The organism is Lentzea xinjiangensis (genome assembly GCF_900110955.1).
GTDB lineage: Bacteria > Actinomycetota > Actinomycetes > Mycobacteriales > Pseudonocardiaceae > Lentzea > Lentzea xinjiangensis.
Map to the genome: position 1 here is coordinate 27,133 of NZ_FOFR01000033.1, position 21,076 is coordinate 48,208.

Here is a 21,076-nt window from a genome sequence, read left to right on the forward strand (position 1 = left end):
TGGCGCAACGGAAATGGCGAGGACTGACCGGCCTGCAGTCTTCGCCGCATCCGCGTGGACGACACCCACGCGTCGTCCACCGACAATTCCTCGGGAGGTGCGACCTTCCGACTGGGACGTTAACGAGGCTAAACAGCTCCACGCCGACTGAACTGCGGAGGTCCGCAGTTCAGTCACCGACACCCGGCCGGCGCGGCGGTCACCAAGAGGCCGCAGGCGCTCACCAGCGCCAACGACACAGCCACGTCGGCACCCCGGAGGCGAAAGGGGCAGCTCACCCACCACAAAGGTGTGACGCAGATCGCCGATCGCCGATCAAGACACTACGGTTGTCCGCAGGGCAGACCCGCCCCGTCGGTGGTCACACCCGCCGACCACTTCATGCCGCGACCGACCGGCCGATCAGGCTGCCGAAGCGCCTTCGCTGTCACGTCCACACCAATCAACGAGCAGCGGCCAAGTCCTAGACACATCATAGGAAACAATGTTGACGGTGCATACCCTGTTCACCGATCGTACCCCGCGACGCCGTTTGTATGGACCCATGCGAATCCATGCCCGTTCCTTGCCCGACGGGGGCACTTCACGGTGATGTGTGACAAATCTCTGCGTGACTTACACCCAGGTGCGACGTTGTCAGCGGCCTGAACGGACACCCACCCCCTTCCCACCTGCAGACCCAGCTCCAACAAGTGTTTTCATCGCAAGAGGTCGAGAACTTGACCGGATGGGTACTCGTAACGTGGAATCGATAGGAAGCCGATATGAGCCGAATTGAGACAACGACCACCCGAATGGCTTAGTCGACAACTACGGAGCGCATAAATGGTCGCGGACGCCTACCAACATCCAGGCAGCAGTGCCGCCCTTGTGGGCCGCGGTGCGGAGTTGGAGCGCATCGTCGAGGCTCTCGAATCGGCGAAGGGCGCGACACCCTCCACGCTCGTGGTGGAGGGCACACCCGGTATCGGCAAGACCGCCCTCCTGGACGTGGCGTGCGAACTCGCCCACGAGCGGGGGTTCGTGGTCTGGCGTGCGAACGCCTCGCTGATGGAGCGGGAAATGCCCTTCGCCGTCGTCCAGCAGCTCTTCGACCGCCTGCGCGACGAACTGCCCCACTGCCGGAACGGCGAAGCCACACCGCACGAGCACGACCTCATCGCCGGGCACCTCACCGCCGAGGTGGACGCCTTCGACGAGCTCAAGGTCCACCGAGCAATTCGGGATCTTTACCGCCTCACGGCCGAGATCGCACAGTGCGCACCGCTCTGCCTGGTCATCGACGACGTGCAGTGGACGGACGTGCCGTCGCTGCGCTGGCTGAACTACCTCGTCCATCGCGTCGTCAAGCTCCCGATCGTGATGCTGATGACCCGCACACCCGGGATCCGGCCGACCGATTCCCTGCTGATCGCGGAGCTGGAGATCTACTCCGAGCGCATGAGGCTCGCGTTCTTCACCGCGCAGAACGTCGTGCAGCTCACCGAGCGAATGCTCGGGCGAACGCCGGACGTGGAGTTCGCCCAGGCCTTCATCGACGCCACCGGCGGCTGCCCCACGGTGACGCGTCACATCCTGGGTGTGATGCGGGAGCGATCGGTACCGCCGGACGAGAACGTCGCGAACGACTTGCTCCGCCCCGAATGCGAGAAACTCGGCCAGTCGCTGCTCGCACGGCTCAACCGCCAGTCACCCGAACTCGTCGAGCTCGCCAAGGCGATCGCGGTCGTGGAGCCGGCGGACCTGCCCCTCCTGACCGCCGTCATGGACATCAACAACGGCGAGGCCGCCGATCGAGTGCAGCAGTTGGAAGGGATGGGGGTGCTCACACCGGAGGGCAAACTGACGTTCGCGCACCGGGTGATCAAGAACACGATCGAGAGCGCGATCGGATACCGGGAGCGCGAGGAACTGCACGCCAAGGCCGCGCGCTTCCTGCACCACACGCGGGCACCCGCTTTTCTCGTGGCACGCCATGTCCTGCGAACGCCCTCCCAGCTGGGGGCTTGGGCGGTGCAGGCCCTGCGCGCCACCGCCGACACCGTGATCGCCGAGGGCGATGCCCGCTTCGGGGCACAGCTCCTCACCAGGGCTCTTGACGAGGAGCTCTCCGTCAAGCGGAGGAAGGACCTGCTGCTGCGGCTCGGCCTGGCCGAGACCTACTTCGACCCGCGGATGGCCGTGGTGCACCTCGAGGAGGGGATGATCGGGCTGGACGATCCGGAGGAGATCCTCGCGGCCGCTTGTCAGCTCGCGGAGATCCTCTACTTCGACGGTGCGTACGACAGCGCGAGCGAGGTGCTGCACCGGACCATGGCCGAGATCGGGCCGAAGATCCCCGCAGCTGTCGACGTGGTGCGCCTGTTGGAACGGATCACCGTGCCGTCCCGTGACCCGAGGGCCGTGCAGGTGGACTTGCGCCAGTTCGACGAGCAGGAGTGGCGCCGCGGTGACGAGCACGGCCGCCGGCTGGCGGGACTGATCGCCGAAGACACCAGCAACCAGGGCGTCGACCTGGCGCAGTGCCGCAAGGCCGCGCTCGCGGCGCTGTCCGGCGGTGCGACCGCCGTGCTGCAGCACCCGCAACGAATGTTCGGAGTGCTCAACGCCCTCATCCGCGCCGATGAGGCGGTGCTCGCGGTGCGCCACTGCGACGAGATCCTGCTCGAAGCTCATCGGCAAAGGCTGACGTTGATCGCCCTGCTCGGTCACTCGCTCCGGTCGCGGGCGCACCACCACCAAGGGTTCTACGCGGAGGCGGCCGCGGACGCGGAACTCGCGTTGTCCGCGGCGCGAACCGCGAAGCTCCCCCCTGACCACTTGGGACACGTCTACGCCGTCGACGCCTGGGTTCGCGCTCAGCTGGCGCTCGGGGACCTCGACGCAGCGGAGAACGCGCTTCAGCCGTTCGGCAGGTCCAGAGAACTGCCACGGAGTTGGCACCACACCGCTCTTCTGCACGCCAGGGGCGCTCTGCGCATGGAGCTCGGTGAGTGCGAGGGAGCGCTCGCCGACCAGCTCGAGTGCGGTGAGCGGTTCCTGGCCTGGGGCCGGCGCAGTCCGGCCGTGCGCCCCTGGCGGTCCTTCGCGGCGCTGGCGCACTTCCGGCTCGGACAAACAAAGCCTGCCCTCGACCTGGCGTTGCAGGAGCTGAAGCTGGCGCGGGAGTGGGGTGCGCCGACCGTGATCGGTCGTGCCCTGCTGACCGTGGGCATCGTGACCGGCGGCGCCGCCGCCGCTGCCCCGTGGCTGACCGAGGCCGACTCGGTGCTGCGCCGGTCGCCCGCGCGAATGCTGCACGCACAGGCACTGCTGGAACTCGCGGCCACACGGTGGGAGAAAGGCCAACGCGACGCCGCCCGGCAACACGTCGCGGAAGCGAAGGCACTGGGCGAGCAGTGCGGCGTCGTCGTGGAACCGAGAGAGCGGCTCGCCGGCTCGACCTCCGACGGCAGACCACGCACACCGGTCCAGCACTCCGTCGAACCGACGCACGTCGCGCCACCTGCCCCTCGACTCAGCGCGCTCGCGCTGACACCGCACGAGTGCCGCGTCGCCACTTTGGTGCTCGAAGGGAACTCGAACGACGAAATCGGGCACAAGCTGAACGTCTCGCGGCGCACCGTCGAGTTCCACCTCACGAACATCTACCGCAAGCTGGGCGTGCGTCGGCGAACCCAGCTGTCCTCCGCACTGGCGGGCTTCATCCCGCGGAGGTGACGTCCCGGGAAGCGGGCACACCGGGCACTGCGCTTCTCCGCAGTGCCCGGAACGTGTCACAGCGCGGCCCACGAGCCCGACATGTGCGTCCACAGGCGCAATTCCCCGGCTCGGAGAGCCGACGTGCTTCCGGAACCCGGCGTGACGCATCGGAGAGAACAGCCTCTCCCCCTGATCGCCGTCCTAGCATCACGGCCGCGCTGGGCTGGAATGCGGGCACCCGGCTGAACATCCGCGAGCACGACGGCCTGCTGGTCGTCACCGCCGACCCTGTGCCGCTCGAAAAGTCATCGCCGCAGTTCACGCGGCATACCTGTACTGGTTTACGGGGTGCGCAGTGGTCGACGGCGAAGGCTCTCGAGGTCATGTGCCGCTGCGAGGTGCTGTTGGATGCCTGGTGGTCGCTGGTCGCGGGCCTGATGAGGCCGGCGTGTCGCAATGGCAGCCTGACCTTGCGGACTCCGCAGTCACACACGGCCCTGAAATCTCCCCATCGTTGAAAATTGTCGGGAGACGATGGCAGAGAGCACTGATCGCCGAGCAGCTCCGAGTCGAGGCGCTTTCCGGCGCAATGCCGACCACTCTGCGCGGTGATGCGCGGGAGCGCTTGCTGCCGATCCTCGCCGACCTCTGCGATGCCACCCGTGAAGCCGTCCAGCTGTCCGTGCGCTGCGGCACCGTGGCGCGAGGCGCCGAACGCGTGCACGGCAGAGAGCTCGTGGACGTGCAGAGGTAAGGGATCGCCTTCGACCGCGGCGAGTGGTTCCCTGCCTCCCGGCGTCACCGCACCGGTGTGCGGGCCGGGCCGGATCTTGGTGGGAGCCATCTCCGTTGCCAGACTTACCGACCGGCTGAGCCGGATGCGATCACCCGACGCCTCGACCAAGCCGCCAGAACCGCCTCCCGTGAACTCCGCACCGTCAGGTTCGATGCCGCGATCCATGAACGGCGAGCTGAGCGAGCGAGATCGAGATTCGTCTCTCACTTTCATCAACTGCACATCAAATCCCGCAACCGCACACCACCGATGGAGTAGCACAACGCCTTTCTTATGGACCCGAACGACGACATCGATGAGTCCACCTCCCCTGGAATTGTCCATGTCGCAAGTGTGACGAACCTCGTCGTAACTTCCATCCCGGCACCACTTTGACGAAGATGGATCGAACTTAACCGACGCCACCTGCGGAATCAGCATGGGACAAGTCCACCTATTTCGACGGTTCGCAGGTGTCATCGCACGGGTACCCGTGCCGTGGAATTAAAAGGGCGGCCTGGACGCATCAAATCGATACCCGAATGGCCTAGCCCGACAATTACGGAGCACTCAAAATGGACGCCAACGCAAGTCAACGCCGGAATCTCCACAGCCGGGACACCCTCGTTGGCCGCGGCGCCGAGTTGAAACGGATCACTGAGGCCTTCGAATCAGCCGAGGCCGCGAGACCCTCCGCGATCCTGTTCGAAGGAGCCACCGGCATCGGCAAGACGACGCTGCTGGAGGCCGCGTGCACGATGGCACGCGAACGCGGGTTCGTGGTCTGCCGGGCCACGGCGTCGCCGATGGAGCGGGAGATGCCTTTCGCCGTCGTCCAGCAGCTCTTCGAGCACCTGCATCAGGAGCTGGCCCCCGACGGGGACCATGAAGCCGCGCCGCACGGCCACAACGTCATCGCCGGGCGTTTCGGCGACGAGGTGGACAACTTCGAGGAGATCCACGTCCACCAGGCGATCCGCGGCGTCTACCGCATCACGGCCGGTCTCGCGCAACGGGCACCCCTCTGCCTCGTCATCGATGACCTGCAATGGACGGACGTGCCCTCCCTGCGATGGCTCAACTACCTCGTCCACCGCGTTGTCAAGCTTCCGATCACGATTCTGCTGGGCCGCACGTCCGGCGTCCGGCCGACCGATCCGATCCTCGTCGCCGAGCTCGAGATCTACTCGGAGCGCGTGAAGCTCGGCGTTCTCACGACGCGGGACGTTGCGACTCTCACCGAGCAGGTGCTCGGACGTGTGCCACAGGAGAGGTTCACAGAAGCGCTCCTCCAGGCGACCAACGGCTGCCCCATGGTGTCAACCCAGATCCTGACCCTGATGCGGGAACAGTCAGTCGCGCCGGACGACCAAGCCGCGGACAACCTGATCACTCCCGATCCCGGGGAACTCGGCCGGTCCGTGCTCGCGCGGCTCAACCGCCAGTCACGCGAACTGGTCGAGATCGCCAAGGTGATCGCGGTCGTGGCACCGCCCGACCTGGAGCTCCTGGCCGCCGTCACCGACATGAACAGCGGCGCGGCCGCCGAGCAGGTGCGACAGCTCGAGGGGATGGGTGTGCTCGCGCCGGAAGGCAAGCTCACGTTCGCGCACTCGGTGCTCAAGGACGCGATCGAGAGCGCGGTCGGCTACGGCGAACAGGAGGAGCTGCATGCCGAAGCCGCACAGTTCCTGTACCAGACGCGAGCACCTTCTCCCCTCATCGCGCGTCATGTTCTGCGAACGTCCTCGCGTCTGGGCTCCTGGGCGGTGGACACGTTGCGGACCGCGGCCGACACGTTGATCACCGAGGGCGACCCGCGGTCAGGAGCCAAGCTTCTGGACAGGGCACTGCAGGAAGATCTCTCGGCCGTGCAACGGCGGGATCTGGTGCTGCGGCTCGGATGCGCGGAGGCCTACTTCGATCCCCGGACGGCGATGGTGCATCTCGAGGAGGGCTTGAGCGAACTGGACGACCCGGAGAGGGTCCTCGCGGTCGTGTGCAAGCTTTCCCAGATCCTGTACCTCGACGGCGCGTACGAGAAGGCCGACGAGATACTCCGCCGGACCACGGCCCAGATCGGGCCGAAGATTCCCGCGGCGATCGACATGTTGCACCTCCTGAGGAAACTCACCGTCCCGTCTCGAGATCCCCGAGCTCAGGACGTGGATCTCCATCAGTTCGACGAGCAGGAGTGGCGCCGTGGCGACCCGCGCGGCCGCAGACTGGCGGCGTTGATCGCCGAGGATGCCGGCAACCGGGGAGTGGACCTGCCGTTGTGCCGAAAGGCGGCCCTCGCGGCGATGTCGGCCGGCGCAGCCACCATCCTGCAACATCCGCAGCGACTCGTCGGGGTGCTCAACTCCCTCATACGCACCGACGACCTCGAACTCGTGATGCGCTACTGCAACGAGATCGTGCTCGAAGCACACCGGGAAGGACTGTCGTTGATCGAACTGCTCGGTCACACCGTTCGCTCCCGGGCGCATTACCACTGCGGGTCGTTCACCGCGGCCGTCGCGGACGCCAGGCTCGCCCTGTCGGCGGCGCGGAAGGCAAGACTGCCTCCGGACCACTTCGGCAACGTCTACGCCGTCGAGGCGCTCGTCCGCGCACAGCTGGTGCTCGGCGCCACCGACGCCGCGGAGCAGGCGCTCCTGCTGCTCGGCAGGTCCGAGGCACTGCCGCAGACCTGGCAGCACACCGTCCTCCTGCACGCCAGGGGCGAGTTGCGCATGGAGCGCGGCGACGCCGAAGGAGCTCTCGCCGACCATCTCGAATGTGGTGAGCGCCTGGAGTCCTGGGGCATGGGCAGTCCGGCTGTGCGTCCCTGGCGGTCTCACGCGGCGCTGGCCAGGCTCCGGCTCGGACAACGTCAGCCCGCGCTCGATCTGGCGCTGCAGGAGCTCGAACTGGCACGCGGGTGGGGCGCGCCGACCGTCATCGGCCGCGCGCTGCTGACCGTGGGCATCGTGACCGGTGGTGCGGCCGCCGCTCAGTGGCTGACCGAGGCCGATGCACTGCTGAGGAAGTCGCCGGCGCGGATGCTGCACGCACAAGTACTGCTGGAACTCGCCATCACGCGATGGGAGAAGGGACAGCACGACGCCGCGGGGCGACACCTCACAGAGGCGAGGATGCTCGGCGACCAGTGCGGGGTCGTCGTGGAGCCGGGGGAACGACTCGCGGGCATGGCGACCGGCATCCCGCAGGAAGCCCCAGTCCCGCAGTCCTCGGAACCGACGAAGGTCGTGCCGTCCGATCCCCGGACCAACGTGCTCTCCCTGACACCACACGAGTACCGCGTGGCCGGCCTGGTACTCGAAGGGAACTCGAACGACGAGATCGCGCACAAGTTGAACGTCTCCCGTCGCACGATCGAGTTCCACCTCACGAACATCTACCGCAAGCTCGGCGTGCGCCGCCGAACTCAGCTGTCCGCCGCGCTCGCGGGTTACGTCCCGCGGACGTGACCCTGTCGGGCAGAGCACACCGGGCACTGCGGTTCTCCGCAGTGTCCGGTGCCTCGTCCTGGCGCACAGTGGTCCTTGCCACCGGCCGCTCAGCATGCCGGCAAGCCACGTGCCGCAGGAGGAAACCCTTTGTCCAGTGCGGAGGTCGTGCACGGCCGCCCGGTCAAGAAGGCTTTCGAGCTGATCGAGCTGTTGTCCGGGTCGGGGGGAAGGACTCTCGCAGAACTGGCGCGCGCGTCCGGTCTGCCGAAGTCCTCCCTGCACCGGATGATGGACGCGTTGACCGGGTCGGGCCTCGTCCGGCGCACGTCGGGCGGGTACGAGCTCGGCGACGGCCTGTTCGACCTGATCGACGACAGTGCGCGGGCACGGGTCGACCGCGTGCTGAAGACCACGCTGACTCCGCACATCCTCGATCTGAGGGAGATTACGGGCGGTGTCGTCAGCACTGGAATCCTGTCAGGACCGCACGTCCGCCAGATCGACGTGCAGTACGACATGCGACACCTGCGTCTCGGGCAACGTGTGCCCACGATGCTTCCCGTGCACTGCACCGCGATAGGCCGCGCCCTGCGATCCCGCAACCCGGACGCCGTCGCGGTCGCGAACGGCGAGCTGTACGACGGCGTGATCTGCATCGCTGCTTCCCTGGCCGCCGACCACCGCCTCCCCCGCATGGCGATCGGTGTCTGGGGACCGGCGAAGACGCTCAACGTGGACTTCACCGTCGCCGCCCTCAAACGCACCGTCCGCACCATGCGTTCCGCCCTGCTGCGCTGCTCTCGTTCGACCGCATCCGTACTCGCTGATCTGGTGCGGGCAAACTGATCCGCTCGCCGCAGCCGCACCTCTCCGGCAGGCCGGCGAACGGGTGAACGCCCGTTTCAGGCCGGACGACGGCGGTGTGCCGAACGGAGCATTCCCGCAGTGCCCAATCGAAGGGAGCCGTGTTAGTGGATCCGCTGTCAGAGACCCGGAACGCACCAGGTGGTCCTCTGCGCAAGGCTCTCGCGTTGATCGAGGAGCTCGCCGGCGCCGATTGTGCGATGTCGCTGTCCGACCTCGCCCGGCGTTGTGGACAGCCCAAGTCGTCTGTCCACCGCGTGCTCGGTGTGCTGGCCGACCTGAACCTCGTGACCCCCTCCGAGGGCGGCTTCGTGCTCGGTGACCACCTCTTCGACATCACCCAGCACAGCGATCAAGCGAGGGCCGAACGACTGCGCCGCCTCTTCAACCCCCTCCTGATCGAGTTGCAGGACCGCACCCGCGGCGTCGTCGCCCTGGGCGTCCTCAGCGGGACCCAGGTTCGCTACGTCGAGCTGCTCTACCGCCATGACCTGACCGAGTACGTGCAACGCCAGCCGCTGCCGCACCCGGCCGCGAGCACGGCCACCGGACGCGCCCTGCTCGCGTTCAGGCCCGACCTCCCCGAGCGCATCGGCGAGTTCGCCGCGACGGCAAACGCCCGACCGGAGCAGCTGATGCTCGACCTGCGCACCGTGCGCAAGCGCGACATGGCGATCGTGACCAAGGACGCGGCGCACGGTGGTTCTGCGATGGCCGTGCCGGTGCGCATCGGCGGCCAGATGCCCTACGTGGCGATCGGCGTCGCCTGCCCCGGACAGCTCGACCTCCCGCGTACGACCATCGCGCTGCGCAGGGTCGCCACCATGGCGGCCGCCTTGGCCAGCACGCGACTCACCGGCATGACGAGTGATCGAGGAGCGAGCTGAGCACCGCGCGTCAGGCCACACCGGTCAGGACACGTGGTTCTTCGGCCTGAGCGGAACGCACCAGGTTCGTCAGCACGGCCTTCGCCCCGCACTCCACATAGATGTGGTGTCCCTGTGCTGACAACGTCCGCAGGGCATCGAGGAATCCAACCGGACTCACCAGGTGCCGGGCGAGGACCGCGCGGACGTCCGCCGGCCGTTCGACTCGCCGTCCCAGCACCGGTGAGTGGACGGGAGTTCGCGGCGCGTGACAGGTGACCGTGTCGACCACCGCGGCGAACAGCGAGGCGGCCTCGTCCAGCATCGCGTTGTGGAACGGGTAGGGCACGTGCAGCTCGGTCGCTTCGACGTTCGTCGCGGCGGCAAGATCTTTCAAACGCCGCAACGTTTCGGACGGACCTGACACGACGACCTGGTCCGCGCCGTTGTCGACCGCGAGCACGCCGCCGTGGCCGGCCAGCCCCTCGAGCAGGAGGCCGGCACGCTGTCGCCCGGTGCGCAGCTCGACCATGCCGCCTTTGGGCGCACCGGACTTCCGCAACGCCTCGTCCCGTGCGACGACCAGGCGGACGCCGTCCTCCAGCGACAGGCATCCGGCTGCGACGAGAGCGGCGAACTCGCCGAAACCGTGGCCCATCAGCAACGCCGGCGACAGACCCCAGCAGCGGGTGTAGATGTCGTGCACGCACATCTCGGTCGCGAACATCGCCAGGTGGAGCCTGCCCGGATCGTCGTCCACGAGGCTTCGCAGCGTCGGCGCTGTGCGGTCGGTGAGCAGGTCGGCGATACCGGGCCCGCCCGCGGCGCTGGAGGCGGCGTTGATCCGCTCCAGCACCGACGGGAGCCCCGCGAAGTCGTCCGTGAACTCGCGCAGTCCACCGGGCAGGTAGCCGCCGTGGCCGGGGAAGAGGAACACCGGCTGGTTCATGAGGTCCCACCTTGCTGCCGCAGCATGGACTCGATGTCGTCTTCAGGCGTCAGATAGCGGCCCGACAACGCATCCGCCGTACCGGAAGTCAGCAACACCAGCATCTCCGCAGCACGCTCTGGTGAGGCGAACCGCCCCTGGTCGCGCTGCTCGCTCAGCCAGTCGCGCATCTGGTCGCCCCACCTGTCACCGGTGGGCCCGAGGTCCATGGCCTGCTTCGTGATGCCCAGGTCGACCAGGCCGGGGTGGTAGCTGAACACCGACACACCGGTGCCGAGCAGCTCCGGGCCCAGGTTGTCCGCCACCTTGATCACGGCGGCCTTCGACACCGAGTACGACGACGCGCTCGGCCAGCGGTGCCTGCCCGCGGAGCTGACGATGTTGACGATGCGGCCCGCACCCCGCTCGACCATGCCGGGCAGCACGGAACGGCAGACCTTCAGGGTGCCGCGCAGGTTGACCTCCATGGCGCGCCACCACTCGTCCTCGTCGGTCTCCCACAACGGCCCCACCGGGCCTGCGACACCGGCGTTGTTGACCAGCACGTCCACCGAGCCGAACGTCTCGACGGCCCGGCGCACCACGGAGGCCACACCGGCCTCGTCCATGATGTCCGCGGTGTCGTGGACGACCTCGGCACCCAGCAGCCGCGCGGACTCCACGACCTCGGCCAGTGCCGCGCCGTTCCGCCCGGTCAGCACGAGGTTCGCGCCGGCGGACGCCATCGTCTCGGCGAACAACCGGCCCAGGCCACCGGTCGCACCGGTGATCAGGACGGTTTTGCCCGCCATCGACGTCGGAGCCAGCGTGGAGGCGGTGACGGTCGAAGTCGCCTCGCACCGGGTGCGCAGGTACTTGGCCAGGCTCTGCGGCGTCGGGTGGTCGAAGAGAGTCGTCAACGGGATCGAGATGCCGGAGGCCCGCTCCAGCTCGTTCCTCAGTTCCAGCGCGGTGAGCGAGTTCAAGCCCATCTGGAGCAAGGCGACGTCCGGCGACACGTCCTCGACGCGGTGGCCGAGCGCATCGGCGACCATGTCCGTGATCGCCGCGATGAGGTCGCCGTCGCCAAGACCGCTCAACCTGGGCTCGCTCGTGGTGACGCGGGCACGGGCCGAAGTGGACTCGCTGGCGGGCCGCGCGGACGCACCGGCCGGAGCCAGCCGCACCGGCAGGAGAACCGCCTCAGCGGACCCCAGCGCGTTGTCGAAGGCCGACAGAGCGTCCTCGGTCGCCAACGGGAGCACACCGCTGCGGGCGAGACGTCGCAGATCCACGTCGTTCAGATGAGCACCGAGCGCCCCCTGCTCTGCCCACAGCCCCCACGCGAGCGAGATGCCCGGCAGTCCGGCCGTGCGCCTGCGGCGGACGAGGGCGTCCACGCACGCGTTGGCCGCGGCGTAGTTCGCCTGGCCGGCGGTCCCCCACCAGCCCGCTGCGGAGGAGCAGACGACGAACCAGTCCAGGTCGTGGTCGCGGGTCAACTCGTCGAGGGCGGACACCGCGTCCACCTTCGAGGACAGCACCCGTTCGAAGTCCTCCGCGGTGAGACGCTCGAACACCGCGTCGGACGTCGTTCCGGCCGCGTGCACGACACCGCGCAGGTCCGAGATGCCCTTGAGCAGCACGGCGACCTGGTCGCGATCACCGGCGTCACAGGCCTCGACGGCCACGGAGGCGCCCAGATCGCGCAGTTCCGCGGCGATCGCCCGCATCTCGGGTGACTCCGCACCGCGACGGCTGACCAGCACGAGCCGGTCGACCCCGTGGTTCCGGACAGCGTGCCGAGCCAGCGTGGAGCCGACGACGCCACCGGCACCGGTGACCAGCAGGGTGCCACCCCGCCACGCCGGCACCGGACTGGCCGCCGCCTTGCGGAGCTGCGGGACGAACGGCCGGCCGTTCCTCACCACGACCTGGCGGTCGTCGGCGAGCACGACGTCCCCGTCGGTGTCGACCAACTGGATCCGGCCGGGGTGCTCGGTCTGCACGGACCGCAACAGGCCCCAGACCGCGCTCCGCACCGGGTCGCTCTCGACCTCGCTGCTCACCAGGACCAGCGGGTCGTCGTTCTCGTTCAGCCACCGCCGTGTGAAAGCACTGATCTCTTCCAGCGCCGAACGCACTCGGCCGGGCACGGAACTGCCCTCCGCGGCGGGTGACACGACGTCGTCCAGTCGCACGAAGGAGGCCGCGGGGACCGGGGTCGCCGGGACCCACTCGACCTGGTGCAGCACGTCGTTCGCCGCGAGGCTGACCGGCCGCGCGACCAACTCGTCCGCCGTGAACACGGGCTTGCCCCTGGTGTCCCAGGCGGACACCGACACCGCATCGGCACCGGTCTTCGTCATCCGCACGCGCAGCCCCGTGGCCCCACGGGTGTGCACCTGCGCCCCCCTCCACGCGAACGGCAACCGCGTGCCCGTGGTGTCCGCCAGCAGGTAGCCGACGGCAAGTGGGTGCAGCGCCGCGTCGAGCAGCGCCGGGTGCAGCACGTGCTCCCCCGCGGCAACGGGCAGGCGCACGTCCAGGAACAGCTCGTCATCCTTGCGCCACAACTTTTCGAGGCCGCGGAAGGCAGGACCGTAGACCAGGCCGCGATCGGCCAGCCGGTCGTGCAGCTCCGCGATCTCGACCGGCTCGGCACCGGCAGGGGGCCATTCGGCCAGCGTGGTGGGAGCCTCGGCTGGCGTCGTCACCCTGGCGCGGGCGTGCTCGGTCCACGGCGACTTCTCGGAAGCCCGCGCGAACAGCACGACAGAGCTCTCGCCGCGATCGTCCACTGTGGACAGGTGCATCTGCACCTCTGCCGGTGCGACGACGGGAGCGGTGAAGACGATCTCCTCGATCCGCTCGGCTCCCGTCCGCAGGACCATGTCCAGCAACGCGGTGCCGGGCACCACGACCTCACCGCCCACCTCGTGGTCGGCGAGCCAGCCCTGGCGCGCGGGCGACACGTGACTGGTGTGCACGGTGCCACCGGTCGCGAGGTCGACGATCGAGGTCTGGGACGCGGCGTTGGTGGCCGCGCTGCTGTCGATCCAGTAGCGGCGCCGCTGGAAAGCGTAGGTGGGCAACGGAACCGTGGTTCCCGAGCCGGCGAACGCAGCGACCAGGTCGACTTCGGCACCCGCCACGACGAGCGCCCCCAGAGCCGAGATCAGGCTTTCGCGGGTGGAGCAGGCCGCTCCGAGTTCCAACCGGGTGGCGGCCGGGTCCTCGGCTGTGGCCGTCCACCCCGCGGCGCTGGTGACATCGCGCGCCAGTGGGAACCGAGGCCGCTCGTAGGACAGGCTCTCGCCCTTGCTCAGGGCGGTGACGTGCCGCACGGCGTCCGGCAGGGACAGGAGACCGGCCACGTGCGCGGCGACGAGCTCGCCGGCGCCTTCGCCGTGCACCATGTCCGGCTTCACTCCCCAGGAGCGGACCAGCCGGAACTGCGCCACCTGCAACGCGAACAGCCCGGCGGGTCCGGTCGCCCGCAGGAGCTCCTCCCGCGGCCGACCGAACGCCTGGCAGACCTCGTCGAACACCTGCGCGAACACAGGATGCGCGTCGTAGAGGTCGCGTCCGATCACGGAAGGCGCCTCGCCGGAGAAGGAGAACTGCAGCGGAGCGGATCCGGCGACGCCAGTGGTGACCCCGGCCTCCTCCCCCGCCGCGACGGCGTCCAGGCCGGCGAGCTGCCCGCCCCGCACGAGCGCACGGTGCTTGAACCGCGTTCGCCTCGCCAGCGACACGGCCACATCGCCTGGGTGCAGCTCGGGATGGCGCATCAGGTGTTCGCGCAGACGCGCGGCCTGAAGTCGGAGTGCCTCAGCGGTTTCCGCGGACAGGACCCAGGGTGTCGACACGCGCTCGAACGGCGGCACCGGATCGGCAGCCGGTGCCTCCTCCAACACGACGTGTGCGTTGGCGCCGCTGATCGCGAACGCCGACACACCGGCGCGGCGGGGTTCGTCGCCGCGCGGCCACGCGGTCGCCTCGGTGACCAGGCGCACCGGACTGGTGGACCAGTCGATGAGCGGGGTGGGCTTGCTGATGTGCAGGGTGCGGGGCAGCACGCCGTGGCGCATGGCCTGCACCGTCTTGATCACGCCTGCCACCCCGGCCGCGGCCTGGGTGTGGCCGAAGTTGGACTTCAGCGACCCGAGCCACATCGGCCTGTCCCGGTCGCCTCCGTACACCGCGTCGAGCGCCTGGACCTCGATGGAGTCGCCCAGCGGCGTGCCGGTGCCGTGCGCCTCCACCGCGTCGATCTGGTCGCTGGTCAGCCCGGCGGACGCCAGGGCCGACCGGATGACCCGCTGCTGGGCGGGACCGCTCGGTGCGGTGAGCCCGCTGCTGGCGCCGTCGGAGTTCATCGCGGAACCGCGGACCACCGCGAGCACCGGGTGCCCGTTCGCCTGCGCGTCGGAGAGTCGTTCGAGCAGGAGCATTCCCGCACCTTCGCCCCACGCCACACCGTCCGCGTCAGCCGAGAACGGCTTGCAGCGGCCATCCGGTGACAGCGCGCGCTGCCGGCTGAACTCGGTGAACGAGCCCGGCGTGGCCATCACGGTCACGCCACCGGCGAGCGCCATCGAGCACTCGCCCGACCGCAACGCCTTGGCGGCCAGGTGCAGCGTCACGAGCGAGGACGAGCACGCGGTGTCGACGGTGAACGTCGGCCCCTCGAAGCCGAGCAGGTAGGAGATGCGCCCGGAGGCGACGCTGCCCGCGATGCCGATCGTGAGCTGACCTTCGACGTTGGACGGCGCGAGGTGCGACGGCGGCCCGTAGTCGTGGTACATCTCGCCCACGAACACGCCGACCTCACTGCCGCGCAACGCACGCGGGTCCAGGCCGCCGTGCTCCAGCGCCTCCCAGGAGGTCTCCAGCAGCAGCCGCTGCTGGGGATCCATCGCCAGCGCCTCCTTCGGCGCGATGCCGAAGAACGGTGCGTCGAAGTCGGCGACGCCGTCGAGGAAGCCACCTCGCCGGGTGTAGCTGTGACCGGACTTAGAGGGATCCGGGTCGTACAGCGACTCGAGGTCCCAGCCGCGGTCCTCGGGGAACTCGCTGGTGGCGTCGCGCTCGTCCATGAGGGCCTGCCAGAGGTCCTCGGGAGACCGGACGCCACCGGCGTAGCGGCACGCCATGCCGACGATGGCGATCGGTTCCTCCGCACGGTTCTTGACCGCGCGGAGTTCCTCCCTCGTCTCGAACAGGTCGACGGCCAGCTTCTTGACCGCGGACCGGAGCTTGTCGTCGTTGCTCATCAGGAGACTCCGAATTCGCGGTCGAGGAATGCCAGCAGTTCGTCGTCGGTGGACGACTCGAGGTCGTCGGCCAGGGAACTCGCCGCGGCCGCTTCTTCCACGACCGGCTCGGTGAGGTCGGCGCACAGCGTGCCGACCAGGTGCTCCGCCAGCGCCTTCGGCGACGAGTAGTCGAAGAGGGCCGTGGCGGGCAGCTTCAGCTTCGTCGCGGAGTTGAGGCGGTTGCGCAGTTCCAGCGCGGTGAGCGAGTCGAACCCGATCTCCATGAAGCCGCGCTGCGGTTCCACCGAGCCCGGCGTCGTGTGGCCGAGCACGGCACTGACGTGCTCGCGAACCACCGCCAGCACGATGTCGACGCGGTCCTCGGCGGGAGCCGCTGCCAGGGTCGCGGCCAGATCGGCGCGGTCAACCGCCACCGGCTTGGCCGCCTTCGCCGGCCTGGTGCGGACGAAGCCGCGCAGCACCGGGGCCGCCGTTCCGTCCTGCGGCACCGAGAACCGGGCCGGCACCAGGACCGCGGCGTCCGAGGCGACGGCGTCGTCGAACAGCCCCAGCCCTTCCTCGCCGCTGATCGGCACGACACCGAGGCGCAGCAACCGGTTCCGGTCGACGTCGCTCAGCCGGGCGGCCATGCCGCCGTCCTGCTCCGTGCCGGCCCACGGTCCCCAGGCCAACGACGTCGCGGGCAGTCCTGCCCCGTGACGCAGGTGCGCCAACGCGTCGAGGAACGTGTTCGCCGCCGCGTACGCCGCCTGTCCCGGCAGGCCGAGCAGGCCGGACGCCGAGGAGAACAGCACGAACGAGCGCAGGTCGCTGCCCTTGGTCAGCTCGTGCAGGTGCCAGGCGGCGTCGACCTTGGGACGCAGCACGGCGTCGACGCGCTCGGGCGTCAGGTCGCTGACGACACCGTCGTCGACGACGCCCGCCGCGTGCACTACCGCGGTGAGCGGGTGTTCCGCCGGGATCGCGGCCAGCACACCGGCCAGCGCGTCACGGTCGGCGGCGTCGCAGGCCGCGAAGGTCGCGGTGGCACCGAGTTCGGCGAGCTGGGCCTTCAGCTCGGCCGCACCGTCCGCGGCCTCGCCGCGCCTGCTCAGCAGGAGCAGGTGCCGGGCGTCGTGCCGCACCACGAGGTGGCGGGCCAGCAGACGCCCGAGGCCGCCGGAGCCACCGGTGATGAGGACGGTGCCCTCGGGGTCGAGGACCGTCCGGCCGGTACCGGGGTGGGCGTTGGTCAGCCGGGGCACGTGAACTCGTCCGTCGCGCACCGCCAGCTGCGGCTCGCCGGTGGCGACCGCGGCGGGAAGCACCCGCTGGAACGCCTCGTCGTCGGCACCGTCGACCAGCACGAAGCGGCCGGGGTGCTCCGACTGGGCGGACCTGATCAGGCCCCACACCGAAGCCGCCGCGACGTCGATCTGCTCGGAGAACACCGCATCGGTGGTGTGCAGGACGATTGAGCCGTCTGTCTCCTGCACGGTGCGCAGTGCGTGGTGCAGCACCTCGTGCGTCTCAGCGACGGGATCGGTGCCCGTCGTGCTGATCCGCACCACCGGCGGGACGTCACCGGCGGTGCCGGTCGGCACGGGCTGCCAGTCGAGCTGGTGCAGCAGGCCGCCTCGGGTGGAGGTGGACGCCCGAAGCTGCTCCGACGACACTGGGCGCAGGGTGATCGAGTCGACCGTCGCGACCGGGTTGCCCTCGGGATCGGTGATGTCGATGGCCATGGTGTCCGTGCCCTGCTGGGTCAGCCGGACGCGCACCGAGTTGACGCCAGTGGTGTGCAGCGTGACGCCGGACCAGGCGAACGGAACGCGCACCTGGTGCTCGGAGCCCGGCTCGGAGCCGACCGCGGCGAGCTGCAGCGTGGCGTCGAGCAACGCGGGGTGGATGCCGTAGGTGCTCAGGTCGGCGCCGTCGTGCAGGGAGACCTCGGCGTACCGGACGCCATCGCCCTGCCAGCCGGCCCTGATGCCGGTGAAGTACGGCCCGTACCCGAGTCCGGCCTCGGCCAGCCGCTCGTAGAAGCCCTCGATCGGGATGACCTCGGCGGCGGTCGGCGGCCACTCCACGTCGATCGGCCTCGGGGTCGCGGCGTCGGCCGCGAGAGCACCCGTGGCGTGGTGGATCCACTCACCGTGCGCTTCGTCGGTGAACCGGGAGTGGACGGTGAAGGCGCGCAGACCGGCCTCGTCGGCGGGCTCGACCACCAGCCGCAGCTGGCGGACGCGGCCCGGCTCGCCGGAGACGAACACGTGGTGGTTGATCTCGTCGATGCGGTTGTACCCGAGCTGACGCGCGGCCCACAGGGTCATGTCGACGAACGTGGTGCCGGGCAGGATCGGCTTGCCGTGCACGCAGTGGTCCGGCAACCAGTTCGGGATGTCGATGGCCAGCACACCGGTGAACACGGTCGTGCCGTCCGGCAGCTCGACGATGCTGCGCACCAGCGGGTGGTCGGACGCGTCCTGGCCGAAGGTGGTGGCCGCACCGGCGGGTGCCTGCGCGGCGGGCCAGAAGCGCTGGTGCTGGAACTGGTAGACGGGAAGGCCCTGCGGCGCTGCGGAACGCGCCGGGAAGAGCCGGTCCCACGCCACGTCGTGGCCGTTCGCGTGGATCTGGGCCAGCGCCGCGATCACGCTGACGTCCTCGGTGTGCCCCGGCATGCCGGTGGCGATGACGGTGCCGCCCGTGGCGGCTGCGGCAAGCGGCATCAGCACGGCGCTCGGACCGATCTCCACGAAGGTCGTGACACCGTCGTCGGCGAGCTGCCGGACGCCGTCGTGGAACCGCACGGCGCCGCGGGCGTGGCCGACCCAGTAGCGCGGGTCCGCCAGGTCCGCGGCCGTGACGGGACGGCCGGTGACGTTCGAGACCAGCGGGATGACCGGAGCGGAGTGCTCGATGGAGCGCACGACGTTCGCGAACTCGTCGAGCACCGGGTCCATCAGCGGCGAGTGGAAGGCATGACTGACCTTCAGCCGGGTCATCCGGCGGCCGTCGGCGCGGTACTTCTCCTCCAGGCGTGCCACCGCGTCCTCGGCACCGGAGAGCACGACCGAGCGCTCACCGTTGATCGCGGCGATCGAGACCTGGTCCTCCAGACCGGTCAGATCGATGTCGTCCTCGCCGGCCTGCACGGCGAGCATCGCACCGCCGGTGGGCAGGGCCTGCATGAGCCGCGCACGAGCGGATACGAGCTTGCAGGCGTCGGTCAGCGACAGCACGCCGGCCACGTGGGCAGCGGTGATCTCGCCGATCGAGTGGCCCATGACGTGGTCGGGGACCACGCCGAAGTCTTCGAGCAGCCGGTGGAGGGCGGTCTCGAACGCGAAGAGCGCGGGCTGGGTGAAGCCGGTCCGGTTCAGCATTTCGGCGTCGTCGCCGAACATCACGGCCTTGACGTCGACGTCGAGCTGCCCGCAGACCTCGTCGAGCGCCTTGGCGAAGACGGGGAACCTCTCGTAGAGGCCGGCGCCCATGCCCAGGCGCTGAGAACCCTGTCCGGAGAACAGGAACGCGAGCTTGCCGTCACGGCCGGCCGGCACGAGGCGTGCCAGTTTGTCCACGGCCTCCTCGCTGGTTGCGGCCGCGAAGCCTGCCCGGCGGGCGAAGTGCGTTCGCGTGGTGGCCAGCGCGGCGGCGATGTCGGTGAGCCCGGTCTCGGGGTGGCCGGTCAGGAACGCGCGCAGCTCGTCCGCCTGCGCCCGGAGCGCTTCGTCGGTCTTGGCCGACAGGACGAACGGCACGGCGGGAAGCGTCGTCTCCGTGGTGGACGGCGTCTGCTCGGGCGCCTCTTCGAGGATCAGGTGGGCGTTGGTGCCGCTGATGCCGAAGGACGACACGCCTGCGCGCCGGGGCTGGTCCGTCCGGGGCCAGGACACGTTGCCGGTCAGCAACGAGACCCCCGACCAGTCGACGTCCGGCGTCGGCCGGTCGACGTGCAGCGTGCGGGGAAGCTCGCTGTTGCGCAGTGCCTGCACCATCTTGATGACGCCACCGACGCCCGCGGCGGCCTGCGAGTGGCCGATGTTGGACTTGAGCGAGCCCAGCCACAGCGGATGCTCGCGGCGCTTGCCGTAGGTGGCTGCGAGGGCGCGCGCCTCGATCGGGTCACCGAGCGTGGTGCCCGTGCCGTGCGCTTCCACCACGTCCACGTCCGCCGTGGTCAGCCTGGCGTTCGCGCACGCCTGGCGGATCACCGCTTCCTGGGCGGGACCGCTGGGCGCGGTGAGACCGTTGCTGGCGCCGTCGGAGTTGATCGCGGAACCGCGGACGACCGCGTGCACGAAGTGGCCGTTGGCGATGGCGTCGCTGAGCCGCTCCAGCACCACGACTCCGACGCCCTCGCTCCACCCGGTGCCGTCGGCGGCTGCGGCGAAGGACTTGCACCGGCCGTCGGCCGCGAGGCCGCGCTGCCGGCTGAACTCGACGAAGGTGCCCGGCGTGGAGATCACCGTGGCGCCACCGGCCAGTGCGAGCCCGCACTCACCGGAGCGCAGGGAGTTCGCGGCCTCGTGGATGGCGACCAGGGACGAGGAACAGGCGGTGTCGATCGTGAGGGCCGGACCGCGCAGGCCGAGCGTGTAGGCGATGCGACCGGACGCGACGCTGGTGGCGTTGCCGGTGAGCAGATACCCCTCGGTCTCCTGCACCCCTCGGAGCAGCGACTCGTAGTCGTTGTGCACCGCGCCCACGAACACGCCGGTCTCGCTGCCGCGCAGCTCCTGGGGAACGAGTCCCGACCGTTCGAGCGCCTCCCAGGTGACCTCGACCAGCAGCCTCTGCTGGGGGTCCATCCCGAGGGCCTCGCGGGGGCTGATGCCGAAGAAGTCGGCGTCGAAGCCGGCCGCGTCGGCCAGGAAGCCACCGCTGCGGGTGCTGGTCGTGCCGGGCGTCTGGCCGTCCGGGTCGTAGCCGACGTCCCACCCGCGGTCGGAGGGGAACTCGCTGATCGCGTCACGGCCCTCGCGCACGAGGTCCCACAGGGCCTCCGGGCTCGCGACGTCACCGGGGTAGCGGCAGGCCATGCCGATGATCGCGATGGGCTCGTGGTTGCGGTCCTCGGCGGCCTTGAGCTGTTCGCGCGCCTGCCGGAGGTTGGTCGTCGCTCGCTTGAGGTACTCGCGGAGCTTGTTCTCGTCGGTCATCGGATGTCACTTTCTTCTGCTCGAACTGCGCTTCGTCAAACCCGAACGGGTCCGAGA

7 protein-coding genes and 1 pseudogene are annotated in these 21,076 nt (G+C 69.5%); 5 read left to right on the plus strand and 3 right to left on the minus strand.

Features of this window, described 5'->3' with window-relative positions; all coding sequences use genetic code 11:
- Window positions 1-825 precede the first annotated feature (825 nt).
- From BMW88_RS38975 to BMW88_RS38990, 5 genes are all read left to right on the plus strand, one after another.
- The gene (locus BMW88_RS38975; protein ID WP_089961667.1) at window positions 826-3,720 is read left to right on the plus strand and encodes a helix-turn-helix transcriptional regulator; all 2,895 of its coding nucleotides are present in this window, start codon (window positions 826-828) and stop codon (window positions 3,718-3,720) included.
- Window positions 3,721-4,291: 571 nt separating this feature from the next.
- Window positions 4,292-4,456, plus strand: a complete 165-nt coding sequence (locus BMW88_RS42555; RefSeq protein ID WP_177221642.1) for a hypothetical protein — start codon at window positions 4,292-4,294, stop codon at window positions 4,454-4,456.
- Between the two features lie 596 nt (window positions 4,457-5,052).
- Window positions 5,053-7,950 (plus strand): helix-turn-helix transcriptional regulator, encoded by a 2,898-nt coding sequence (locus tag BMW88_RS38980; RefSeq protein WP_089961670.1) that lies wholly within the window; start codon window positions 5,053-5,055, stop codon window positions 7,948-7,950.
- 129 nt (window positions 7,951-8,079) lie between these two features.
- Window positions 8,080-8,778 carry a helix-turn-helix domain-containing protein gene (locus BMW88_RS38985; protein ID WP_177221644.1) on the plus strand — a complete coding sequence of 233 codons (699 nt, stop codon included), beginning with the start codon at window positions 8,080-8,082 and terminating at the stop codon, window positions 8,776-8,778.
- 125 nt (window positions 8,779-8,903) lie between these two features.
- Complete coding sequence (locus tag BMW88_RS38990) at window positions 8,904-9,683, plus strand: IclR family transcriptional regulator (RefSeq protein WP_281249517.1); 780 nt, start codon at window positions 8,904-8,906, stop codon at window positions 9,681-9,683.
- 10 nt (window positions 9,684-9,693) lie between these two features.
- Here the strand turns inward: BMW88_RS38990 and BMW88_RS38995 are convergent, their stop codons facing one another.
- The 3 genes and pseudogenes from BMW88_RS38995 to BMW88_RS39005 form a co-directional block, all read right to left on the minus strand.
- Window positions 9,694-10,611 carry an ACP S-malonyltransferase gene (locus BMW88_RS38995; RefSeq protein WP_089961677.1) on the minus strand — a complete coding sequence of 306 codons (918 nt, stop codon included), beginning with the start codon at window positions 10,609-10,611 and terminating at the stop codon, window positions 9,694-9,696.
- Window positions 10,608-15,779: pseudogene (locus BMW88_RS39000) on the minus strand (SDR family NAD(P)-dependent oxidoreductase); the annotation flags it as partial. The gene BMW88_RS38995 and the pseudogene BMW88_RS39000, both read right to left, overlap by 4 nt.
- 89 nt (window positions 15,780-15,868) lie before the next feature.
- Window positions 15,869-21,019, minus strand: a complete 5,151-nt coding sequence (locus tag BMW88_RS39005) for a type I polyketide synthase (RefSeq protein WP_089961682.1) — start codon at window positions 21,017-21,019, stop codon at window positions 15,869-15,871.
- Window positions 21,020-21,076 lie beyond the last annotated feature (57 nt).